This window comes from Paenibacillus sp. J31R109, from assembly GCF_059692055.1.
In genome coordinates this window covers 295,693-313,869 of the sequence record NZ_JCAUAR010000006.1, presented here as the reverse complement: position 1 = coordinate 313,869, position 18,177 = coordinate 295,693, and the positions used below count along the sequence as shown (strand labels likewise).

Below are 18,177 nucleotides of genomic sequence, written 5' to 3'. Positions count from 1 at the left end.
GACTGGCAACGTGCATGTTAATCCTTTCCATAAAATGCTTGTACTACATCCATATTTTAGTATAATGAAAACACATACATTAGCAGTCACAGGATGCATAAATCGTCATAAGCGCTAACGCAAAAGCATGGAACAACGTTTTCCGTAACAAGGAAATACCATGGACGACCAACCTCTTAGCTGCTAAGAGGTTTTTTGTTATGTCTAAGAGATTGTACATTTATGAACAGGAAGGAATTTGCTAGATGAATACCGTAAAAACGAAGATCATGATTGCCATTATTTTGTGTTCCGTAGCCGCTGTTCTTGTGGTTGGATTAATCGGGATCAATACGGCCAATCAAATGTTAAAGCAATCGTCTGACGAAACCGCGAAGTTGAACGTTGATACAAAGGCGAAGAGCTTGAATCTTACCATCGAGGCGATCGAACAGTCGGTCAATGGACTAGCGATATCTGCGATTTCCATGTTGGACGATGTAAAGAAGTTTAAGACAGATGCGAAGTACGTGAATGACTATCAAGAAAAAATCAGGCCTTTAGCCGAGCAGTTCTCGCAAAATACGAAAGGTGCTATGGCCTTTTATATGAGGTTCAATCCTGCTTTTACAGCCCCTACATCTGGATTATTCCATGCGGATTCAGACGGAGACGGGAAGATTGAGAAGTTGACGCCTACGGATTTTAGTCAGTTTGATCCGACAGATCTTGCGCATGTGGGATGGTATTATATCCCCGTTAACGCTGGCAAACCGGTCTGGCTAGATCCTTATATGAACGAAAATATTAATGTCAAAATGATTTCTTATGTCGTACCCATTTTCAAAAATGGAGAGTCCATAGGGATTGTAGGCATGGATATTAACTTCGCCATGTTTACCGATATCGTCAATAGCATCAAACCGTATGAAAATAGCTATGGCGCGTTACTGAACGCGAATCTCGATTTCCTTATTCATCCGCAAATGAAGCAAACCGATAATCTGGCGAATGTTCATGGCAGTCTGGCTGAAGAAATCAAGAAGCAAGAGCTTGGCGCAATGACGGTGAACGAAGATAACGAAGAGAAGATTATTTCGTTTGCGAAGCTGTCCAACGGACAAATACTGCTGATCGATTCTTCAAAGAGTGACATTTATAGCGATGTGAACACTTTGACAAAACGCATTATTATCGTATTAATCTGTGTGGCGATTGTCGCCGCGTTAGTTGCATTTTTCATGGGAAGTCGTATTTCAAAGCCGCTGAAGACGCTTATTCTCGATATGAGACGGGTGAAAGATGGCGACTTTATGGTTCGCACATCGATTCGTAACAGGGACGAGATTGGTGAGATTGGTTCGAATTTTAACAGTATGGTGGAAGAATTGGAGAACCTCACAAGAAACATGCGAGCGGTATCCACTCAAATTCATACGTCATCACGTGCTCTGGCATCTGTCGCTGAAGAGGTAACGGCTTCATCTGAAGAAGTATCAGCCTCCCTACACGAAATTGCGGAAGGCAACAGGATGCAATCCCAGTCGATCGAGAAAAGTTCAGAAATCTCTGCGAATTTATCTGACAAATTCAAGCAGCTGTATGACAACACAAACGTTATTCTTCAAGTTGTGGACGGCATGCAAGCTAACAATGAGAATGGCATGTCCTTAATGAAAGATTTGAACGACATTACGCAAGATAATGGACAAGCGATTAACAATATTGAACGTGAAATCTTTAATTTGAATGACAAAACACAGAACATCTCCACAATCGTAGAACAGTTAAGCCACATTGCCAGTCAGACCAATCTATTGGCATTGAACGCCTCCATCGAGTCGTCAAGAGCGGGTGAAGCTGGAAGAGGTTTTGCCGTTGTAGCGAGTGAAATTAGGAAGCTGGCCGAACAGTCGAGGCAATCAACGGAAAATATCAATGAAATCATCTTAAACGTACAAACCGATGCCAGCCATACGGTGGAAGCGATGAAGCAAGTGAAGAAGCGGGAGATGGAACAATCCGAAGCTGTTCATGAGTTAAGTCAAGCATTCGGACTACTATCCGGTACGATTCATCAAATTACAGAAATCCTCAAAACGAACGGGGCATTCATTATGGAAGTGTCTAGGGATTCAAGTCAACTAGCCAGTGAAGTGCACGAGATGTCTTCGGTCTCCGAAGAGAGTGCCGCGTCTTCCGAGCAAGTATCGGAAACGATGACAGAGCAGGTGAAAGGATTCGGGAAAGTCGTCGAAGAAGCCGATATGTTAAATCAATTGTGTGAGACGCTGGACGCACTAGTTAAGCGGTTTAACGTGAAGCAGTAGTATACGTACAAAGAAAGATGAGAGTGGCGGTTGAAGGAGTTTTCCTAAACGGTCACTCTTTCGTTTTGTGTATTTGGCAGCACTTCCCTTGAAAATAAGCAGTGAATAAGGTCTTGCAGATGAACAGTCGCCGCATAATATGGTAGTATAAGGAAGTTGGAAGGGGGAATACACATTGCTTATCAAAATATTAGTCTTTGGTTTACTATGGCGAATCGTAGGTAATCCATTTCTTGCGTTGCTTATTTTACTCGTGATTCTGTATGTATTGGATCGTAGATATGTAGGTATCCTGCCGAATATTTGGCGGCCATTTCAGTTAAGACGCAAAGCTTCACGCCTGCGATCCGATCTCTATGCGAACCCGCATAATACTTCAGCGAAGCTGGACTTGGCGCGCATTCTGATTGAACGCAAAAAATATCAAGACGCGCTGCCCTACCTAGAGCAAACACTACCTATTATGCAGGAATCTGCTGATGTTCATTACGAAATTGGACTTTGCATGCTAAAATTAGGCCGTATTGCCGAGGGTGAAACTTTCATGCTGAAAGCGATCGAGCTCAATCCACGCGTCAAATATGGCGAAGCCTACCTGCGCCTCGGAGAGGCACTGGCACCCCTTGAGCCGAAGCGGGCGGCGCAGTTTATTGAACACTTCCGCGACCTGCACTCTTCGTCGGTCGAGGCTTACTACCGACTCGGCCAGCTGTATCAGCAGCTAGGCCGCCAGGAAGACGCCAAGCGCGCGTATCGCGAAGCGCTGGACATTTACCGCGGCTTGCCACGCTACAGCCGCAGACAGCAGCGGCGCTGGGCATGGCTAGCGCGCTTCAAATAAAAAGGTTCCGCTCATCTGCGAGCGGAACCTTTTGTCATCATGCTCGCGTACGCGCGCGCGAGCAGCCAAGCGCCCAGCAGCCCGATAAAGACGGCTGCTATGGTGTGCAGATCATAGAGCCAGATGCGCCCTGGCGCTGGCTCTGGGGCAACGCGATCCCACAGGGTGAGCATCGCGGGATGCACGAGATAGATGCCGAAGGATGCGGCACCTAAGGCAGATACCATGGCGCTGAAGCGTGAGCCGCGCGCAAGCTGTTTGCGCGCCAACGGCACGCAAACAAGGGGGATGCTCATACAATAGGCGAGAAGCGCCAGCTCGAACCAGGTGTTGGCGAAGACAGCAAACTCGTATTGCTGCAACAGGAGCATGCCTACAAAAGCACCGCCAGCAAGCAATACGGCGCTCCAGATCCATCTTTTGTAACGAGTCGCCCATGTGATGATTGTTGGATAGTAGATACCCGCGAAAGCACCGAAACAGAAGGTAGCCGTATAGCTAAGGAACAAGGAGGTATATTCAGGCAACGGAAATACCCAATGATGAAAGGTATAGGAAGCCGCTTGAATGCCGATACCTAAAGGAATTAGAGCACGACGCATCCAGGTGTATCGCTTCACTGCTGTAACAAGCAAAGGGAATAATACATAGAACTGAACGATAATAACCATATAGTAGAGATGATAGCTGGCATTTCCGGATAAGAGCAGCTTAAATAAATGAAACGCATCTAACTGTATCGTGCCATGAAACATGAACTGGTTATACAGATAGTAGAAGATGGACCAAAGGAGATAGGGGATGACGATCTTTTGGAGTCTTTTTGTCCAAAAAATACGTGCCATGCCAGATCCCCAGCGATCATAATACGAATAAAACAAGACAAGACCACTGATCCAGATGAATAAGGGAACGGTAAAAAGACTGGCTTTGTTTAGGATGAAAAAAATAGCTTGTGAACCCGTCCCTATCGGTAGTTGTGTGGCACCGGAGGTACCATGTATAAGGACGACGGCAATGATCGCGATCGCGCGGACAATGTCGATTTCGGAAAGCTTCGGTTTAGATATCATGCTGCAATTTCTCCTCTTTCTCTCTCATTTCACTGTAACATGAACCTAAGAGTAGGACAATGGTGCTAGGAAGGAGCGGCCGATTAGCTTGACGCTCACATCTACCCGAGATAAACTGTTGATAGCGTGTATTAAGAGATCAATCAAGAGGGTGAATGAACGTGAGTTACGAATATTTGATGCAAGCGGTATTGCTCATATTTTTAGTTATTATCACTTTTTTTGCTATGTTGGCATGGACGAAATGGCGAAAAAGAGGACGGAGATAGATCATGTATTTTATTAACCATGAACAAATCGATGAGCGCATTCAATTTCTGAGCACTTTGGCTGAAGCCAGTCAGCAATTAGAAGCGCAATGGACACAAGGCAAGAGGGATCTTACTTGGCAGCTTGCTCAGGAACGAGTACTTCATTTGGCGATTGAAACGGTGACGGATGTTGGGAGCTTGCTCATTGATGCGTTTATTCTAAGAGATGCCAGCAGTTATGAGGATATTGTTGAGATTGTGCATGGCGAAGGGGCTTATTCAGAGTCTCTGACGGAGACATTGTTGCAACTCGTTAAGCTGCGGAAACCGCTTGTGCAGGATTTTGTAGAATGGAATCGTCAAACGTTGCATCCCTTAATCCCGAAACTCCCAGCGGCTTTTGAGGAATTCGCGGCATCTGTTCGAGCATTTATTAAGAGTGAATTGGCATAACATACATAGTTGTTTCATAATTTACTTATTGCCTGCGATGCTGTAAAATGAGACCTAAACGAGTTCCGAGGGCAGGTGAGAGCGTGAATCAAACACTAGAAACATCTACGCGTAAAGTGATTCTTTCTATGCTCAAAACGCAAGGAGCGTTAAGTGTTCAGGATCTTGCAAAGCAGCTCGGGATCACAGAGATGGCAGTAAGACGACATATCCATTCCATGGAGAAGGACGACTTGCTTGAGGCAAAGCTCGTAAGGCAAGCGATGGGCCGTCCAAGCAATGTGTATACCTTAGCGCCTCAGGCCGATGAATTATTTCCCAAGAAATATTCACAGTTAACGTTGGATTTATTAGATGAGTTATTAGAAGACGAGGGTCATGATAAAATTGAGCGGCTATTTGAAGGCAGACAAGGAAAGCTCGAAGCACGCTATCAATCAAGAATGCAAGCCAAAAGCTTAGAAGAGCGTGTGGCAGAATTAGCGCACATTCAGAATGAGAATGGCTATATGGTGGATTGGTCTGCACAAGGCGAGGACGCTTATATTTTTAATGAACACAACTGTCCTATTGCAATGGTTGCCAACACATTTCAGCAGGCATGCCAGTGTGAACTGTCCCTGTTCCGTAATTTGTTGGATGCCGATGTTGAACGTACGGAGTGTCTTGCCAAAGGTGCTAACAAATGTGTGTATATCATACGTCAAAATAAATAGCATTGAAGAAGGAAGTTAAGCAGATTGAGCTGCTTAACTTCTTTTTTTTTACGCCAGAATTCCCATTTAGCTTCTCGCTATGAGCAGAGAACTGCAATAATACATCTTTTTTAAGGAGAATAGACCGTTTATCGAAGAATTGCTGCGAAAATACATCCTTTTTTCTCGATATGCCATTAAAAAGGAAATTCCGGTGCAACAAGATGCACATTTGCATCTTTCCTAATGGAACGCGACTTCTCCAGTGGGAAAGGATGCATATTCGCATCTTTTTTAGATTCTGACTATCTGAGGCCTAGGAGCAGCCGTGTTTCCTTCAGCAGACTTTCAGCTAGCCTTCATACAGCTATCAGCCCAATTTAAGTCTTACTTCAGGTTGGCGTTCTATACTTGGTTTATCAACAAGAAGACAATTTGAGGGAAAACGAAAGGCGGTAATCATATGAATGAAAATATGAACATGAATGATGAAATGAACAATAACGTGCACGTAACAGATATCAAAGTTGTAAACAAATCAAATAGTTCCAGGATGAAGCCAATTTTTGCAGCTTTTATGGCAGGAGCAGTTGTCGTTGGTGGACTGATGTTCACTTCAGATAAGTTAAACCTTTTTGGTTATGATGCGCAATCTGTGCAATCAAGTGTCTCAGCAACTTCCACCGCTAACAGTGCGGGAGCTGGTGTCCAAACGGCATCACTGAACAGTAACGGCACGAACAGTATTCCCGCCATTACGAAGGCGGCGAGTCCAGCTATTGTCAAAATTGAAACGAAGGTTAAACAACCTACCCCGTCAGGCAATCGAAGGAATTCGCAGCAGCAAGGCACACAAAGTGGCGATACCGTTCAAAATGGGATCGGATCTGGCTTCATTTTTGATGAGAGTGGATATATTTTAACGAATGAGCATGTGATTGATGGAGCTGACGAGATTAATGTGTATGTTCAGGGCTATGATCAGCCATTTACGGCGAAGCTGCTTGGCAGCAGCTATGATTTAGATTTGGCTGTGCTCAAAATTCAAGGAGATCAAGCATTTCCTGCCTTGAAGCTTGGCAACTCGGATACAGCAGAAGTAGGCGAGTGGGTCGTAGCCATTGGTAACCCCTATGATTTCGATTACTCTGTAACGACAGGTGTATTAAGTGCGAAGGAACGTGAAATCAGCATTGATGATGAGCAGGGGACACGGAACTACAAGCACTTGCTTCAAACGGATACCGCAATTAATCCAGGTAACTCAGGCGGTCCGCTGTTAAATTTGAACGGTGAAGTAATTGGTATCAATACAGCTGTCAATGCGGAAGCGCAAGGAATGGGCTTTGCGATTCCTGCAAGCACAATTAATGCTGTCGTAGATAAGCTCAAAAATAACGAAGAGATTCCTAAAGATCCAGCACCTTATATTGGTGTATCTCTACAAAATATCTCGCAAGACATGCTCGAAGATTTGAAAATTACGAGCACTAACGGGGCAGTAGTCGCTGAAGTTCAGCAAGGATCCCCAGCCTTCGCTGCCGGCATTCGTCAGTATGATGTCATACTTGATGTGAATGGGAAGGCCATCGCCAACACGGAGGAACTTACGAAAGCTGTCCAAGCCGCGGCAGTAGGAGATGCTTTGAAAGTGAAAATCTCACGTGACGGTCAAACGAAGGAAGTAACGGTTAACGTCGGGGATAAAAATACAGTGCCTGATTATCAAGGCTAAACCTGTAATAAGAGAAAAACGGAGTTCGCGATTGTTCGCGAGCTCCGTTTACTTTTTATGCGCGGGACGCGGCCAGCAATTGAGCAGCCTTGTCCGTAATCCAGCCGAAGTTACCAGCTTCAATTTCCTTCAAGTTGATGAGTGAGCCGCCAATGCCTAGACCATAGCAGCCAATACTCAGAAATTGTTTAATATTTGCTTCTGTTACGCCACCAACTGCCATCATCGGAATTTTGTCCAATGGTCCCATCAATTCCTTGATATAGGGCAATCCTAAGCTTGCGCTTGGGAATATTTTAACGGCTGTAGCCCCGGCTTTCCATGCCTTAACAACCTCAGTTGGCGTCATAGCACCTGGGAAGATCGGAACTCCCTGCTGCTGTGACCAGCGGATGACGTCCTCATCAAGGTTCGGTGTGACGAGGAATGACGCTCCTGCGAGTACAGCTTGTTTGGCGTCTTCCAGATCCAGCACGGTGCCAGCACCGATGAACATCTGGTCTCCCCATTGCTCCTGCAGCTGAGTAATCATGGACAGCGCGCCAGGTGTGTTTAACGTGACTTCCATAACGGTGACGCCACCATTGAGCAGTGCTTCAGCAACAGCAAGGATGTGCCCTTCTTGCACGCCGCGGACGATGGCAATAATACGTGTACGCTCAATTTCTTGTAGCCCTTGTTCTCGGTTCATATCGGATTCCCCCAACTCGAATAACCATGCATTTGTCATTTATTATGACAGGTTCCAGAAATTTTTCCAATTAGTTTGTGTCAAAACAAGCCCTGCCTACCTATACTGTAGTAATTCATAGGCATTCGTCTAGAAGCCTCATCAATCCTCACAGCTTTCAGCTCACAGGAGGTGACCTACATGACATGGACTGAGATCAGTATCGTCAGCTTGGCTGTTGCTTGTATCGTGCTCATTGTGTTTACCGTTCGTATGTTCATCACGGCTACACGAACGCTTCGCTTGTTAGGGGATGCTGTTGTTGAAGTGAAACAACAAGTTGTCCATACAACAGAACATGCGGAGAATCTAATGAAGCAAATAGGGCAGCTTACGGAAGAGGTACATTTGCAAATCCTTGCGCTAGAGCCAAGTATTCAAGCGGTAGAAAAGACAGGGGTGGCAGTAGGGGAAGTAGCATCCACACTGCGCAAGGCCTCACGTATGATGAATGATTCCTTACTTGGTGCGGAAAAGGTCGTACATACGCATCAGAAGCGTATCCACGACGTCATGGAATGGGCAACGACAGGGTTTGAACTATGGCAGCGATGGCAGGCGCATCGGAATGCGAAATCAGATCATTAAGGAGTGGATAACACATGTCCAATGGAAAAAAAGGGAAAGATCTACTTATCGGTGCTGTCGTCGGCGGTTTAGTTGGGGCGGCAGCAGCGCTGCTATTCGCACCGAAATCCGGTCGTGAGTTGCGCAGTGACATCGCAGAAGGCGCGACTGTAGTTAGCGACAAAACGGTTCAATTGGCAAGTACAGTAAGTCAAAAAACACAAGCAGCAGCCAAAACAGTAAGCACTACGACGACAGATCTCGTTGGCAAAGCCAAAGATACGGCTGCAAGTGTAGTTGAGACAGTTCGTTCCTGGAAGGATTCATCCACAGGCGATGAGCTCCTCGATGATATCGAAGCATCGGAAGCTGCAGAAGATCTAGTCATCGTTGGCCGCTAAGCGTGCAAACAAAAAAGCAGAGTACTCATTAGAATGAGCGCTCTGCTTTATTATTTTACCACTTGGAAGGGTCGATTTTAGTAATATCCAGACCTTCCCACACATTCTTAATATCGGCAGTCTCAGGATGTTCGAAGAGCAGCCATGCCGTAGGGAGATAACGTTCTCCGTATTCACTGGAAGGTTTATTGATAATAGCATTATTATGGACAAGCACGGTTGAAGCGCCCCCATCCAGGTTCGCCGCGGTGATTGCGCCATGGGCTAAGAATATTTCCTGTACATCATAGAGTGTTGCACCGATACTGTGTGTTTGTCTGCCATCGATAATCGCGAAAAGTATCGAGCCATCCTTCGTTTGCGCCATGCAAGTGCGAGGTGCGATGCCCCAGCCGTCTGCTTGACCTTTGATTTGGCCAACACCGTTCACAATGAATCGAGGGCTGAAGGATACAGCTTCCTGGACGCCCATTTCGAGCAGTTCAGATACTTTGTATTTGCCAGAAATCATTCGGCCTTGCTTGTCGATCCCAACAATCTGTACGGAACCGTTCATCCCTTTGTCATTGTAAAAAATTTTGCCCCCGGAGATTACAACGCCTTCTGGTTGAAAGCCATTTCCTTCCCAGTTCGGGTCAATAAATCCGCCGCCATTAACGCCCAGAATCGCTCCCGTACGTTTGACCATGGAGGATACCTTTTCCCCCTTACCTGCTTTCGCTGGCACGGCTATACGAAGCTTGGTGGGGTCTGAGATGGTAACAAGCTTACCTTTGAAATTGGGACCGGAAATGTTCTCAATCGTTACAAGCTCTTTCTTAACAGGAACTTCTGCAACAGCAGGCACATGTGATGGCTGGGGAGCAATCTCAACAAGTCCCAAATCCTTCTCTGTACCCATCTCGTCAAAACTTTTTGAATACGCAGCTACACGTTTTTGTAACTCGGCACTGCCTATTAAATATTTGGCCCAATCCCGATGTTGTGTCGTGATGATGGTGTCGGCCATCATGAAGCGCAGACTTGAACCCGAGGAGGTCAAGAAGAACCAGCCTAAACCTAAAGTTGATAGAATTGTAATACTAATAATCACATACAACATAAAGCGTATCCCTGCTGAACGTTGGCTCTTTACGCGGGCTTGCATGGTGGCCTGTCTGGTGGTTGTTTGTTGAACAGCCATGGTAAGGCATCTATCCTCTCTAACACGAATTAAGCCATACTGTCATCTGTATAAGACGAAAAGAAAGGAGAATAAGTTTCAGATTTCCTGAAAATTTTCTCCTTTTTTTGTAAATGTTTAATTTTGTCGTTGGAGCGGTTGGAGAAGAGACTCTTTTAGCAGGCCCTTTTCATAGTTAAATTCAATCTCGTTACCAGCGTGACGGGCAACACTGCGAAGAATAAGCTCGTGATACTTCTTTTGACGTAAAGCCGCAATTGTTACACATAGACTAACGCCAAGCGGGTCGAAATAAAGTTTACCCTCTTGGGCATCATACTTCTTAACGTGAGTCAAATTAACGAAAAGATCGGTGTCCATTTTCTTGAACCCATGATCCTCTAATTGATCTAGAAATAGACTGAAATCGAGTAGAGACTGCATATGGATTCTGCGACTGCCAATTCGCGTATGATAAGTCATTTCAGTTGGACCAATCTCTATGAAAAGAATGTCTAGCAATGGTAGAGTCAATGGCGTCGCTTGCGCATCTTGATCTTCTTTTTCAAGATATCCTGCTTTCTCCATAAGATCGGTATATGAGAACTTATATGCGTCAGATAGTTTCTTTAGAGTGACAGGGGACGGTTTGATCTTCTCATTCGTTGAACGGTTTCTTTCTAATTCTAAATCGCGAATATAGGCATGGGACAGGCCACTTTTGTTGGCGGCTTCACGCAAGGACATTTTCCCGCGCAGGCTTTCCAAAAATTTACCGAATCCTTCAAATTGTTTCATCATAGGAATCCCTCCATATGTTAATTGTAAATGAATTGGCGCTAAATAGAAACATTTATAGTACTTAATGGTGCTAATTACCACAGCTAGCAACGTATATCTTATACGATTCGTAAGCAATATGCGAATTTAGTAGGTCGAGAGAATCAAGCCCGTGACTTCTTTCTGCTATTTTTTTATAATAGGAGAAGTAGAAAGGGGACGATTTCGTCATGTCAAAAAAATGGATAAGAGACAACGGAATGCATATATCATGGCTAGTTGCCTTAGTAGCGACGCTAGGAAGCTTGTACTTCTCTGAAATTATGCATTTTGCTCCATGCAAACTATGTTGGTATCAGCGAATTCTTATGTATCCATTGGTTATTATTTTGGGTATCGCAGCAGTCCGCAGAGATTACAAATTAACCATCTATGTGCTGCCATTAACGATTTGGGGAGCCTGTATCTCCATCTATCACGTTTTATTACAAATGGGTGTTTTCAAGGAAACGGGGACAGGCTGCGGTCCAATTGCATGTGATACCGATTACTTAAACTGGCTCGGTTTTATTACGATTCCGATGCTTGCAGGAACAGCCTTCATCCTAATTACTGTTCTACAATATTTGGTCTATCGAGCTACAAAATAACCCCCGAAATTGAAGTTAGGCAGGTAATTTGTCAATCACTGTCGAATAGGAATGGTAGAAGAATCCATTCCTAGCGAGGTGTAACTCATGACAAACCATACCCATAAAGCTGCACTGCTGATCTTACTGAGCGTTACGTTGGTCGGTTGTGCAGATATAAGCCTAACGGCTCCTGTAGGCAATGAATCGGCTTCCACATCCAATCCTGCGACCTCCTCTCCAATATCACCAACTCCTATTCCTACAAAAGCTGCTGCGCCATCACCGACTGCGACGCCTAAGGCAACACCACATACAACGACAGTGCCAAGTGCGACGCCGAGTGCGTCACCCGCTATACAGACGCCAACTGCCACCCCAAAAGTTGCAGTTTCGACAGAACCTTCTAAAACAAAACCTTTGCCAACGGATCGAACGCCTTATTCTTGGTATTATATGAAGAAAAAAACGGGTCAGGTTCCTGATTTCCCACATGAAACCAAATCGTTTAGCAGTGACCAGAAGGCAGTGTGGGTGGGGACAGGGAAAAAGGTCTATCTGACCATTGACGCAGGCGGTCCATTAATTGAAGTCGATCTCATGCTGAAGTCGCTCAAAGAGAACAATGTCAAAGCTAATTTCTTTATTACAGGAAACAACATTAAGAAGAATCCAGACTATTTGAAAAGAATTGTCGCAGACGGTCATTATGTTGCTAATCACACGATGACACATACGGATTTTAATGAATTGACGGATGATCAGATTCGTAAGGAAATTAAGGATTTTGAAGTCGTCTATAAGCAAATAACCGGCAAAGAGGTCGGTAACTACTTCCGTTTCCCTTACGGTCACTACAATCCGCATAATTTAAGCTTGGTTTCGGATATGGGCTATACCTCTGTTTTCTGGTCTACGGCAATGAGAGACTGGGAGCCTAGAGCGAATGGCGCGGAGGATCCGTACAACGATATTATGAATAACCTGCATGATGGGAATGTGATTTTGATGCATCAGGGGTCCATTGAGAACATGCAGGCGCTTGATCGTATTTGTAAAGAAATTAAAAAGCGGGGCTACGAATTCGGCCTGGTGACGGAGCTTCAGCCTAAAAAGTAAAGAAGATTTGGTCGAAATCTGTGTAGTACTCTTGGTACCTTTAAGCTTGGCCGCACATATCCTAACCATGTGGTTCCTATAAATTTACTAACCGGCAAAGGAAGCGGATATGTGTGCAGCAAGCGATAGCCGTACTGGACTCCGGAGTCGGAGGATTAACTGTTGTAAAAGAAGTTATGAGACAGCTGCCGCATGAAAAAGTCATTTATTTTGGAGATACGGGCAGGAGCCCTTACGGTCCCCGACCTGCGATTGAAGTTCGACATTTTACTCGTCAAATCGTAGACTACTTACTTCAATTTGATCCCAAAATGATTGTGATTGCCTGTAATACGGCGACCGCGGTCGCGATAGAAGACATACGTGCGCGTGTCTCGATTCCTGTCGTAGGAGTGATTTCCCCAGGAGCAAGAGCAGCGATCAAAATGACACGAAGCGGAATGATTGGTGTTATTGGCACAGATGGGACGATACGTAGTCAAGCATATGAGACGGCGTTGAGGCAGATTTCGCCAGATATTCAAGTCTATAGTGAGGCGTGTCCGTTACTAGCTCCATTTGTTGAAAGAGGTCTTTTTAGTACGGAAAGTGCGCATACAATCGTGGAGCAATCCCTGAACCCTTTGAAAGGAAAGCCGATCGATTGCTTAATTCTTGGCTGTACCCATTACCCCTTTCTTATGGATTCCATCTCTCGTGTTATGGGTCCTGAAGTGAATTTAATTTCTTCTGCGGAAGAGACGGCCAGAGATATAAGTACGATTCTTTCTCAGAGAGGTATGCAATCCAAATCCTATGAAATGCCAATTCATCAGTTTTTCTGCAGTGGCGCGCCACCCGTTTTTCGGCAGATTGCAGAGAGCTGGCTCAAGGAATATATTCCGTTCATGCCTGTCGTGTGGCAGGTGCCCACTATTATTTGAGCAATGCTAATAGACCCCTTGGGGTCTATTTTTATTTCGCTCCCCATAACTGAGATACCGCATGATTCCTGCAACTGAGGCATAAGCATAGCCATACGAAAGTAGTAGAAGGCTGTGAGGTGGTCGTGTGTTAGGTTACGGGTATGAGACATTGAATGAGGAACTGAATCGTTTAGGCAAAATATATCCTTTTGTACAGATGGCGTGTATAGGCCAAAGTGTGATGGGCAGGGATATTCCTACGCTTCGTATCGGACACGGTTCGAAGGAAATTCATTTCAATGCCGCTATGCACGCGAATGAATGGATAACGGCGCCTTTGCTGATGCAATTTGTTGAAGACCTTGCCTGCGCCTACGCAAGAGGGACGGCATGGCAGGGCCGCAATGTGAGACGTATTTTGTCGGAGTATTCTTTGTGGGTCGTACCGATGGTCAATCCAGATGGTGTTGATCTTGTCTTATATGGATTGCCTGAGGAGCATCCGCATCGAGAAGCGTTGCTGGCATGGAACCAAGGGTCCTTGTCGTTCTTGAATTGGAAGTCGAATATACGTGGTGTAGATCTCAACGATCAATTCCCTGCTCACTGGGAAGAAGAAAAGCTGAGAAGAGAACACGAAGGGCCAGGGGAACGTGACTATGGGGGAGAAGCGCCATTATCTGAACCTGAAGCGGCTGCATTAGCACATTTTACGGAGTGCCATGACTTTGAGCTTGTGATTGCTTTACATACACAGGGGAGAGAGATTTATTGGAATTACCGTGACTACGAGCCTGCCGAGTCGGAAGCTCTTGCGGAGCGTTTGGCTCTGGCTAGCCAGTATGAGGCTGTTAAGCTGACAGGCAGCGATGCAGGGTATAAGGATTGGTTCATCCAACAATATCGGCGCCCCGGTTTCACAGTCGAGGTTGGGTTCGGCGTTAATCCATTGCCAGTGGAAACGTTCGCGTTACTATATGAGGAAGTGGTTCCTATACTTTTGACAGCGTTGGAGTTATGAGGACTGAGACAAGTTAGGTCAACTTGTGCGCTTATGTCACGAACCGTTCAGCCCAGACTTCATATACTGAAGGAGGAAGCTGTAGGGAGGCGTGAACATGGCACCACCTAAAGGTAAAGGTAAGGTTGTTAAGAAGAAAAAAGACCCATCATCTCGTGCTCAGTACACGATGAGGATGGTTGAATCGGCTACGTGTTCGGTGTGCAAAACACCTTGCGCAAGAGGCATGCGTTACTTGGAAATGATGTCGCAGCCTGGCGCTGTCGGCCGAGGTGTGCCGTGTATTTTAACGCGTAGGAAAATCAATTAGGCTGGATCCGCCCTTTTGGAGGGGCGGATTTTTTCGTATGATAGCTAGCAAAGTGGCAAAAGAGCACCGTAACTCGAAAAAATCGAGTTGCGAGTCGAGAAATAGTCAAAAGGAGTCCCGTAACTCGAAAAAGTCGAGTTACGGGCCGAGAAATAGGCCAAAGGAGTCCCGTAACTCGAAAAAATCGAGTTACGGGCCGAGAAATAGTCAAAAGGAGTCCCGTAACTCGAAAAAGTCGAGTTACGGGCCGAGAAAGAGTCAAAAGGAGTCCCGTAACTCGAAAAAGTCGAGTTACGGGCCGAGAAATAGTCAAAAGAAGAGCCGTAACTCGAAAAAATCGAGTTACACATCATGAAAGAGGCATGGCGCCCCGGCACAATAAGCGCGTCATCCAGTCCAAAATAAAAAGCCCCGCGAGCTGTCTCGCGAGGCCACTATGTGTATGGATTAATGGTTAGGTGTGAGTAATTTATCTGCGATAGATTGTTTGAGCTTCTTGATTGCATCTGTTTCTACTTTTTGGTTTAGGGCAAATTTGGTACCAGTAAGTGCAAGCGCTTCCTTAACTGTCATTTCAACGCGAATAATTTCTTCACCATGCGGAATTTGTAACATTTTTCATCACTCCTATGTCAGCTTTTAAAAGCGGAAACCTTGATTCTACGCACTTTTAATATAACACATCATGTTAGGTTAATCAAGGGCAATCCGTGCCTATTTTTAATTATTTAGGAGGTGCTTGTCCGAGTAAATTCATTTGCACGATAGCCTCAATTTGCCCAAACACAGCAACATTTTAACCTGCCTAATGCAACACAAAAAAGACCGATATGTACCACTACACATAGTGGTCATACCGGTCCTTTCCTAACACGCGAGCTGCTATTCTAACGGTAGCAACGCAATTCCACGATTTCTGCACGCTCACAACCATTCGTTGATGCGACGACAACACGTAGACGATTTGTTGAGACTGCTTCTTTTAACTGATGAACATGGTGACGAGTGTGATTGTTCGTTTGTTCAACAACAGTCGTCCATGCTTCCCCATCCCAAGCTTGGATCGTATAATCTTTAACTAATTCAGGAAGAATTTCGAATTCGGTACGATGATGATGCAAATTAATTAAATCCTCATTCACGTCATCATTGAACGTCACATGCACTTCCCCAATGCTATGCGTCTCCGTCCAGCTAGCTTCGAGCCATTCCTCGGCACCGCTGATTCCAGCGGAAGACCACAGATGCGGACTGCCGTAAGGCCGTTTGTGGCCGTCAGCTGCTTTGGCAGCGGCATAAGCGGAAGTTGGTGCGAGCAGTCGGAAACAGAAAGGTTTCCGGTTGAAGTTTTTCGGACTCCAATCGATGACAGGTTGATTAGGTTTCATATCCCCGAAGTCAGCCGTACTTGTCGTAACGGCATTGTTTTTGAAGGATAGAACGCCAGATTGCGGTCGATCGGATAGATGTACGGCAAGAGCAGGGTTGCTCTTGAGTACGATGAACGCGTTCTGAGCGTGTGCAGGCTCCCAGTTTAATGCAGCTGTAACCCACTGCTTAGTTCCCTCAGCTACTGACACCACAACGGACGCTATGAGCGTATGAGGGACATAATTTTGCGGCTTGCCTGTGTCCCACAGTTCGACAGTAAGCTCTGTTGCAGCAGTGGCATCAACTAATAGCTCGATGCCATTGATAAACGGATCTACAGGCACTAGAAGCGCCGCAGGCGTCTCCAATGGATAAACACCAGCCGATTGCTCCAAAGCCAGCTCTGTCAGCGTGCTGGAGGCCGTGAGCGTCGCGCTGCGAACAAGATCAGCCTCGTCGTTATTCACTACGCCAAGAATCGACGCATCTTGCCGCAACAGCGTCTGCTGCAGCTCGTTCAAGTGCTCGCCGTGCAACTCACGCGGCGAGATGCCTTTCTCCGCGCATAGGGCTGCACCCGTACCCGCTGCTTCGCCAATGACAGCACATGTCGCCATGACACGTGTAGTTCCGAAAGCGACGTGGGACGCGCTGATATTGCGTCCAGCCATGAGCATATTCGACACATTGCTCGAATAAAGGGAACGGAACGGGATATGATAGGAACCATCCATATGCATATGTTTCGAGCCGCTTTCCGTCGAATACATGCCTTGCGGCGGATGCAAATCAATCGACCAGCCGCCGAAGGCAACGCGGTCCTCGAATTGCTCTTGCGCAATCACATCATTTTGATTGAGAACATAATCACCGACGAACCGGCGGTATTCCCTTTTACCTGGAATCGATCCAATCCATTCTAGCGTTAAATTCTCGCTGTCAAATTTCCCTGAGTTTTTGATGTAATTCCAAATCCCATAGATAACCGAGGAGAGCTCATCGCGAATACGCTCATTATCATGAACCGTATCATGTTCGCCGCCCCATTCAATCCACCAGTAAGCGCACCCATTATCGCCGCTGCGAATGACTCGCTTCATGGGAATCGACGTTTGTGTAATATCTTTTGCGAAGCTTGGTGCTATATATTTGACTGGACGGCCAGCATCTTTGGTGTAAAAGAGAAGCGTGCTTCCAAGTGTGATATCATCCGGTACAAGCGGTGCCCATTCCTCGTTAAATTCATGTTGAGCTTCGCGCCCGATACGGAATTTAGCGCCAGCTAGGAAACCAACGAGGCCGTCTCCTGTACAATCGAGAAACACACGACTCTCGAAACGAATTCTGCGTTCAGAACCCATCATCCAACCTGTGACAGCTTGAATAGTACGAGAATTATCGTCACCTGAGGCATCGACCTCGTGCACATCTGTATTTAAGAATAAAGTAATATTTGGCTCCGCTTTCACCTTTTCAAGGACAATTAAATCCCAGATGTAAGGGTTACCATCGATATTGCGATATTGGTTCTCTACAAAAAGTTCACCCATGATGCCAGTTTCGCGAGCGTTGCGGTGGACACCATGTGAAGTGGCACCACACACCCATACACGTACTTCGCTGCTGGCATTACCGCCAAGCACCGGACGATTTTGAACTAGAGAAACAGTTTGACCTAATCGTGCTGCAGCCACTGCTGCACAAACGCCTGCCAAGCCACCGCCTACGACTGTGATATCAGATGTAACGATTTCATGCTTCATTATGAGCACCTCACTAGTATTTAGAATATCCATGCTTTCATTGTAAAATAGGTGATATCCTT

At 45.8% G+C, this 18,177-nt stretch carries 18 protein-coding genes; 12 read left to right on the top strand and 6 right to left on the bottom strand.

Annotated features, from left to right (window positions below; genetic code table 11):
- The first annotated feature begins 245 nt into the window (after positions 1-245).
- Both AC58QT_RS18280 and AC58QT_RS18275 read left to right on the top strand, forming a co-directional pair.
- Positions 246-2,309 carry a methyl-accepting chemotaxis protein gene (locus AC58QT_RS18280; protein WP_497410261.1) on the top strand — a complete coding sequence of 688 codons (2,064 nt, stop codon included), beginning with the start codon at positions 246-248 and terminating at the stop codon, positions 2,307-2,309.
- 175 nt (positions 2,310-2,484) lie between these two features.
- A complete protein-coding gene (locus AC58QT_RS18275) occupies positions 2,485-3,150 on the top strand; it encodes a tetratricopeptide repeat protein (RefSeq protein WP_497410260.1) in 666 nt (221 codons plus the stop codon).
- A gap of 11 nt (positions 3,151-3,161) precedes the next feature.
- On the opposite strand, the gene AC58QT_RS18270 is transcribed toward AC58QT_RS18275, so the two are convergent.
- On the bottom strand, positions 3,162-4,223 hold the full coding sequence (locus AC58QT_RS18270; protein WP_497410259.1) for an acyltransferase: 1,062 nt from the start codon (positions 4,221-4,223) through the stop codon (positions 3,162-3,164).
- 272 nt (positions 4,224-4,495) lie between these two features.
- Here AC58QT_RS18270 and AC58QT_RS18265 point away from each other — a divergent pair, with 272 nt between their 5' ends.
- The 3 genes from AC58QT_RS18265 to AC58QT_RS18255 all read left to right on the top strand — a co-directional run bounded on the left by AC58QT_RS18265 (position 4,496) and on the right by AC58QT_RS18255 (position 7,357).
- On the top strand, positions 4,496-4,927 hold the full coding sequence (locus tag AC58QT_RS18265; RefSeq protein WP_497410258.1) for a DUF86 domain-containing protein: 432 nt from the start codon (positions 4,496-4,498) through the stop codon (positions 4,925-4,927).
- Positions 4,928-4,974: 47 nt separating this feature from the next.
- The gene (locus AC58QT_RS18260) at positions 4,975-5,643 is read left to right on the top strand and encodes a helix-turn-helix transcriptional regulator (protein ID WP_497410257.1); all 669 of its coding nucleotides are present in this window, start codon (positions 4,975-4,977) and stop codon (positions 5,641-5,643) included.
- Between the two features lie 442 nt (positions 5,644-6,085).
- Complete coding sequence (locus tag AC58QT_RS18255; protein ID WP_497410256.1) at positions 6,086-7,357, top strand: S1C family serine protease; 1,272 nt, start codon at positions 6,086-6,088, stop codon at positions 7,355-7,357.
- 55 nt (positions 7,358-7,412) lie between these two features.
- Here the strand turns inward: AC58QT_RS18255 and AC58QT_RS18250 are convergent, their stop codons facing one another.
- On the bottom strand, positions 7,413-8,048 hold the full coding sequence (locus tag AC58QT_RS18250) for a bifunctional 4-hydroxy-2-oxoglutarate aldolase/2-dehydro-3-deoxy-phosphogluconate aldolase (RefSeq protein ID WP_497410255.1): 636 nt from the start codon (positions 8,046-8,048) through the stop codon (positions 7,413-7,415).
- Positions 8,049-8,228: 180 nt separating this feature from the next.
- Here AC58QT_RS18250 and AC58QT_RS18245 point away from each other — a divergent pair, with 180 nt between their 5' ends.
- Together AC58QT_RS18245 and AC58QT_RS18240 are read left to right on the top strand one after the other, a co-directional pair.
- Positions 8,229-8,675, top strand: a complete 447-nt coding sequence (locus tag AC58QT_RS18245; RefSeq protein ID WP_497410254.1) for a DUF948 domain-containing protein — start codon at positions 8,229-8,231, stop codon at positions 8,673-8,675.
- Positions 8,676-8,689: 14 nt separating this feature from the next.
- Positions 8,690-9,055 carry a YtxH domain-containing protein gene (locus tag AC58QT_RS18240; RefSeq protein ID WP_497410253.1) on the top strand — a complete coding sequence of 122 codons (366 nt, stop codon included), beginning with the start codon at positions 8,690-8,692 and terminating at the stop codon, positions 9,053-9,055.
- 55 nt (positions 9,056-9,110) lie between these two features.
- Here the strand turns inward: AC58QT_RS18240 and AC58QT_RS18235 are convergent, their stop codons facing one another.
- Positions 9,111-10,238: a phosphodiester glycosidase family protein gene (locus AC58QT_RS18235; protein ID WP_497410252.1), complete on the bottom strand. Its 1,128-nt coding sequence runs from the start codon at positions 10,236-10,238 to the stop codon at positions 9,111-9,113.
- Positions 10,239-10,355: 117 nt separating this feature from the next.
- Positions 10,356-11,018, bottom strand: coding sequence for a helix-turn-helix domain-containing protein (locus AC58QT_RS18230; protein WP_497410251.1), 663 nt, complete (start codon positions 11,016-11,018; stop codon positions 10,356-10,358).
- Between the two features lie 239 nt (positions 11,019-11,257).
- Here AC58QT_RS18230 and AC58QT_RS18225 point away from each other — a divergent pair, with 239 nt between their 5' ends.
- The 5 genes from AC58QT_RS18225 (at position 11,258) to AC58QT_RS18205 (ending at position 14,981) form a co-directional block, all read left to right on the top strand.
- Positions 11,258-11,647 carry a disulfide oxidoreductase gene (locus tag AC58QT_RS18225; protein WP_497410250.1) on the top strand — a complete coding sequence of 130 codons (390 nt, stop codon included), beginning with the start codon at positions 11,258-11,260 and terminating at the stop codon, positions 11,645-11,647.
- 87 nt (positions 11,648-11,734) lie between these two features.
- Positions 11,735-12,745: a polysaccharide deacetylase family protein gene (locus AC58QT_RS18220; protein WP_497410249.1), complete on the top strand. Its 1,011-nt coding sequence runs from the start codon at positions 11,735-11,737 to the stop codon at positions 12,743-12,745.
- 113 nt (positions 12,746-12,858) lie between these two features.
- Positions 12,859-13,668 carry a glutamate racemase gene (gene racE, locus AC58QT_RS18215; RefSeq protein ID WP_497410248.1) on the top strand — a complete coding sequence of 270 codons (810 nt, stop codon included), beginning with the start codon at positions 12,859-12,861 and terminating at the stop codon, positions 13,666-13,668.
- 127 nt (positions 13,669-13,795) lie between these two features.
- A complete protein-coding gene (locus AC58QT_RS18210) occupies positions 13,796-14,671 on the top strand; it encodes a M14 family metallopeptidase (RefSeq protein WP_497410247.1) in 876 nt (291 codons plus the stop codon).
- 97 nt (positions 14,672-14,768) lie between these two features.
- Positions 14,769-14,981, top strand: coding sequence for a hypothetical protein (locus AC58QT_RS18205; RefSeq protein WP_310222383.1), 213 nt, complete (start codon positions 14,769-14,771; stop codon positions 14,979-14,981).
- A 447-nt stretch (positions 14,982-15,428) separates the two neighbouring features.
- Here AC58QT_RS18205 and AC58QT_RS18200 read toward each other — a convergent pair whose 3' ends face one another.
- Both AC58QT_RS18200 and AC58QT_RS18195 read right to left on the bottom strand, forming a co-directional pair.
- Positions 15,429-15,596: a hypothetical protein gene (locus AC58QT_RS18200; protein WP_310222385.1), complete on the bottom strand. Its 168-nt coding sequence runs from the start codon at positions 15,594-15,596 to the stop codon at positions 15,429-15,431.
- A gap of 272 nt (positions 15,597-15,868) precedes the next feature.
- Positions 15,869-18,115, bottom strand: a complete 2,247-nt coding sequence (locus AC58QT_RS18195) for an FAD-dependent oxidoreductase (protein ID WP_497410246.1) — start codon at positions 18,113-18,115, stop codon at positions 15,869-15,871.
- Positions 18,116-18,177 lie beyond the last annotated feature (62 nt).

Excerpts from the sequence above, each read along its gene's own strand:
- AC58QT_RS18280 (WP_497410261.1), top strand. The coding sequence starts at position 246 with ATGAATACCGTAAAAACGAAGATCATGATTGCCATTATTTTGTGTTCC.
- AC58QT_RS18270 (WP_497410259.1), bottom strand. The coding sequence starts at position 4,223 with ATGATATCTAAACCGAAGCTTTCCGAAATCGACATTGTCCGCGCGATC.
- AC58QT_RS18265 (WP_497410258.1), top strand. The coding sequence starts at position 4,496 with ATGTATTTTATTAACCATGAACAAATCGATGAGCGCATTCAATTTCTG.
- AC58QT_RS18260 (WP_497410257.1), top strand. The coding sequence starts at position 4,975 with ATGAGACCTAAACGAGTTCCGAGGGCAGGTGAGAGCGTGAATCAAACA.
- AC58QT_RS18255 (WP_497410256.1), top strand. The coding sequence starts at position 6,086 with ATGAATGAAAATATGAACATGAATGATGAAATGAACAATAACGTGCAC.
- AC58QT_RS18250 (WP_497410255.1), bottom strand. The coding sequence starts at position 8,048 with ATGAACCGAGAACAAGGGCTACAAGAAATTGAGCGTACACGTATTATT.
- AC58QT_RS18245 (WP_497410254.1), top strand. The coding sequence starts at position 8,229 with ATGACATGGACTGAGATCAGTATCGTCAGCTTGGCTGTTGCTTGTATC.
- AC58QT_RS18240 (WP_497410253.1), top strand. The coding sequence starts at position 8,690 with ATGTCCAATGGAAAAAAAGGGAAAGATCTACTTATCGGTGCTGTCGTC.
- AC58QT_RS18235 (WP_497410252.1), bottom strand. The coding sequence starts at position 10,238 with ATGGCTGTTCAACAAACAACCACCAGACAGGCCACCATGCAAGCCCGC.
- AC58QT_RS18230 (WP_497410251.1), bottom strand. The coding sequence starts at position 11,018 with ATGATGAAACAATTTGAAGGATTCGGTAAATTTTTGGAAAGCCTGCGC.
- AC58QT_RS18225 (WP_497410250.1), top strand. The coding sequence starts at position 11,258 with ATGCATATATCATGGCTAGTTGCCTTAGTAGCGACGCTAGGAAGCTTG.
- AC58QT_RS18220 (WP_497410249.1), top strand. The coding sequence starts at position 11,735 with ATGACAAACCATACCCATAAAGCTGCACTGCTGATCTTACTGAGCGTT.
- AC58QT_RS18205 (WP_310222383.1), top strand. The coding sequence starts at position 14,769 with ATGGCACCACCTAAAGGTAAAGGTAAGGTTGTTAAGAAGAAAAAAGAC.
- AC58QT_RS18200 (WP_310222385.1), bottom strand. The coding sequence starts at position 15,596 with ATGTTACAAATTCCGCATGGTGAAGAAATTATTCGCGTTGAAATGACA.
- AC58QT_RS18195 (WP_497410246.1), bottom strand. The coding sequence starts at position 18,115 with ATGAAGCATGAAATCGTTACATCTGATATCACAGTCGTAGGCGGTGGC.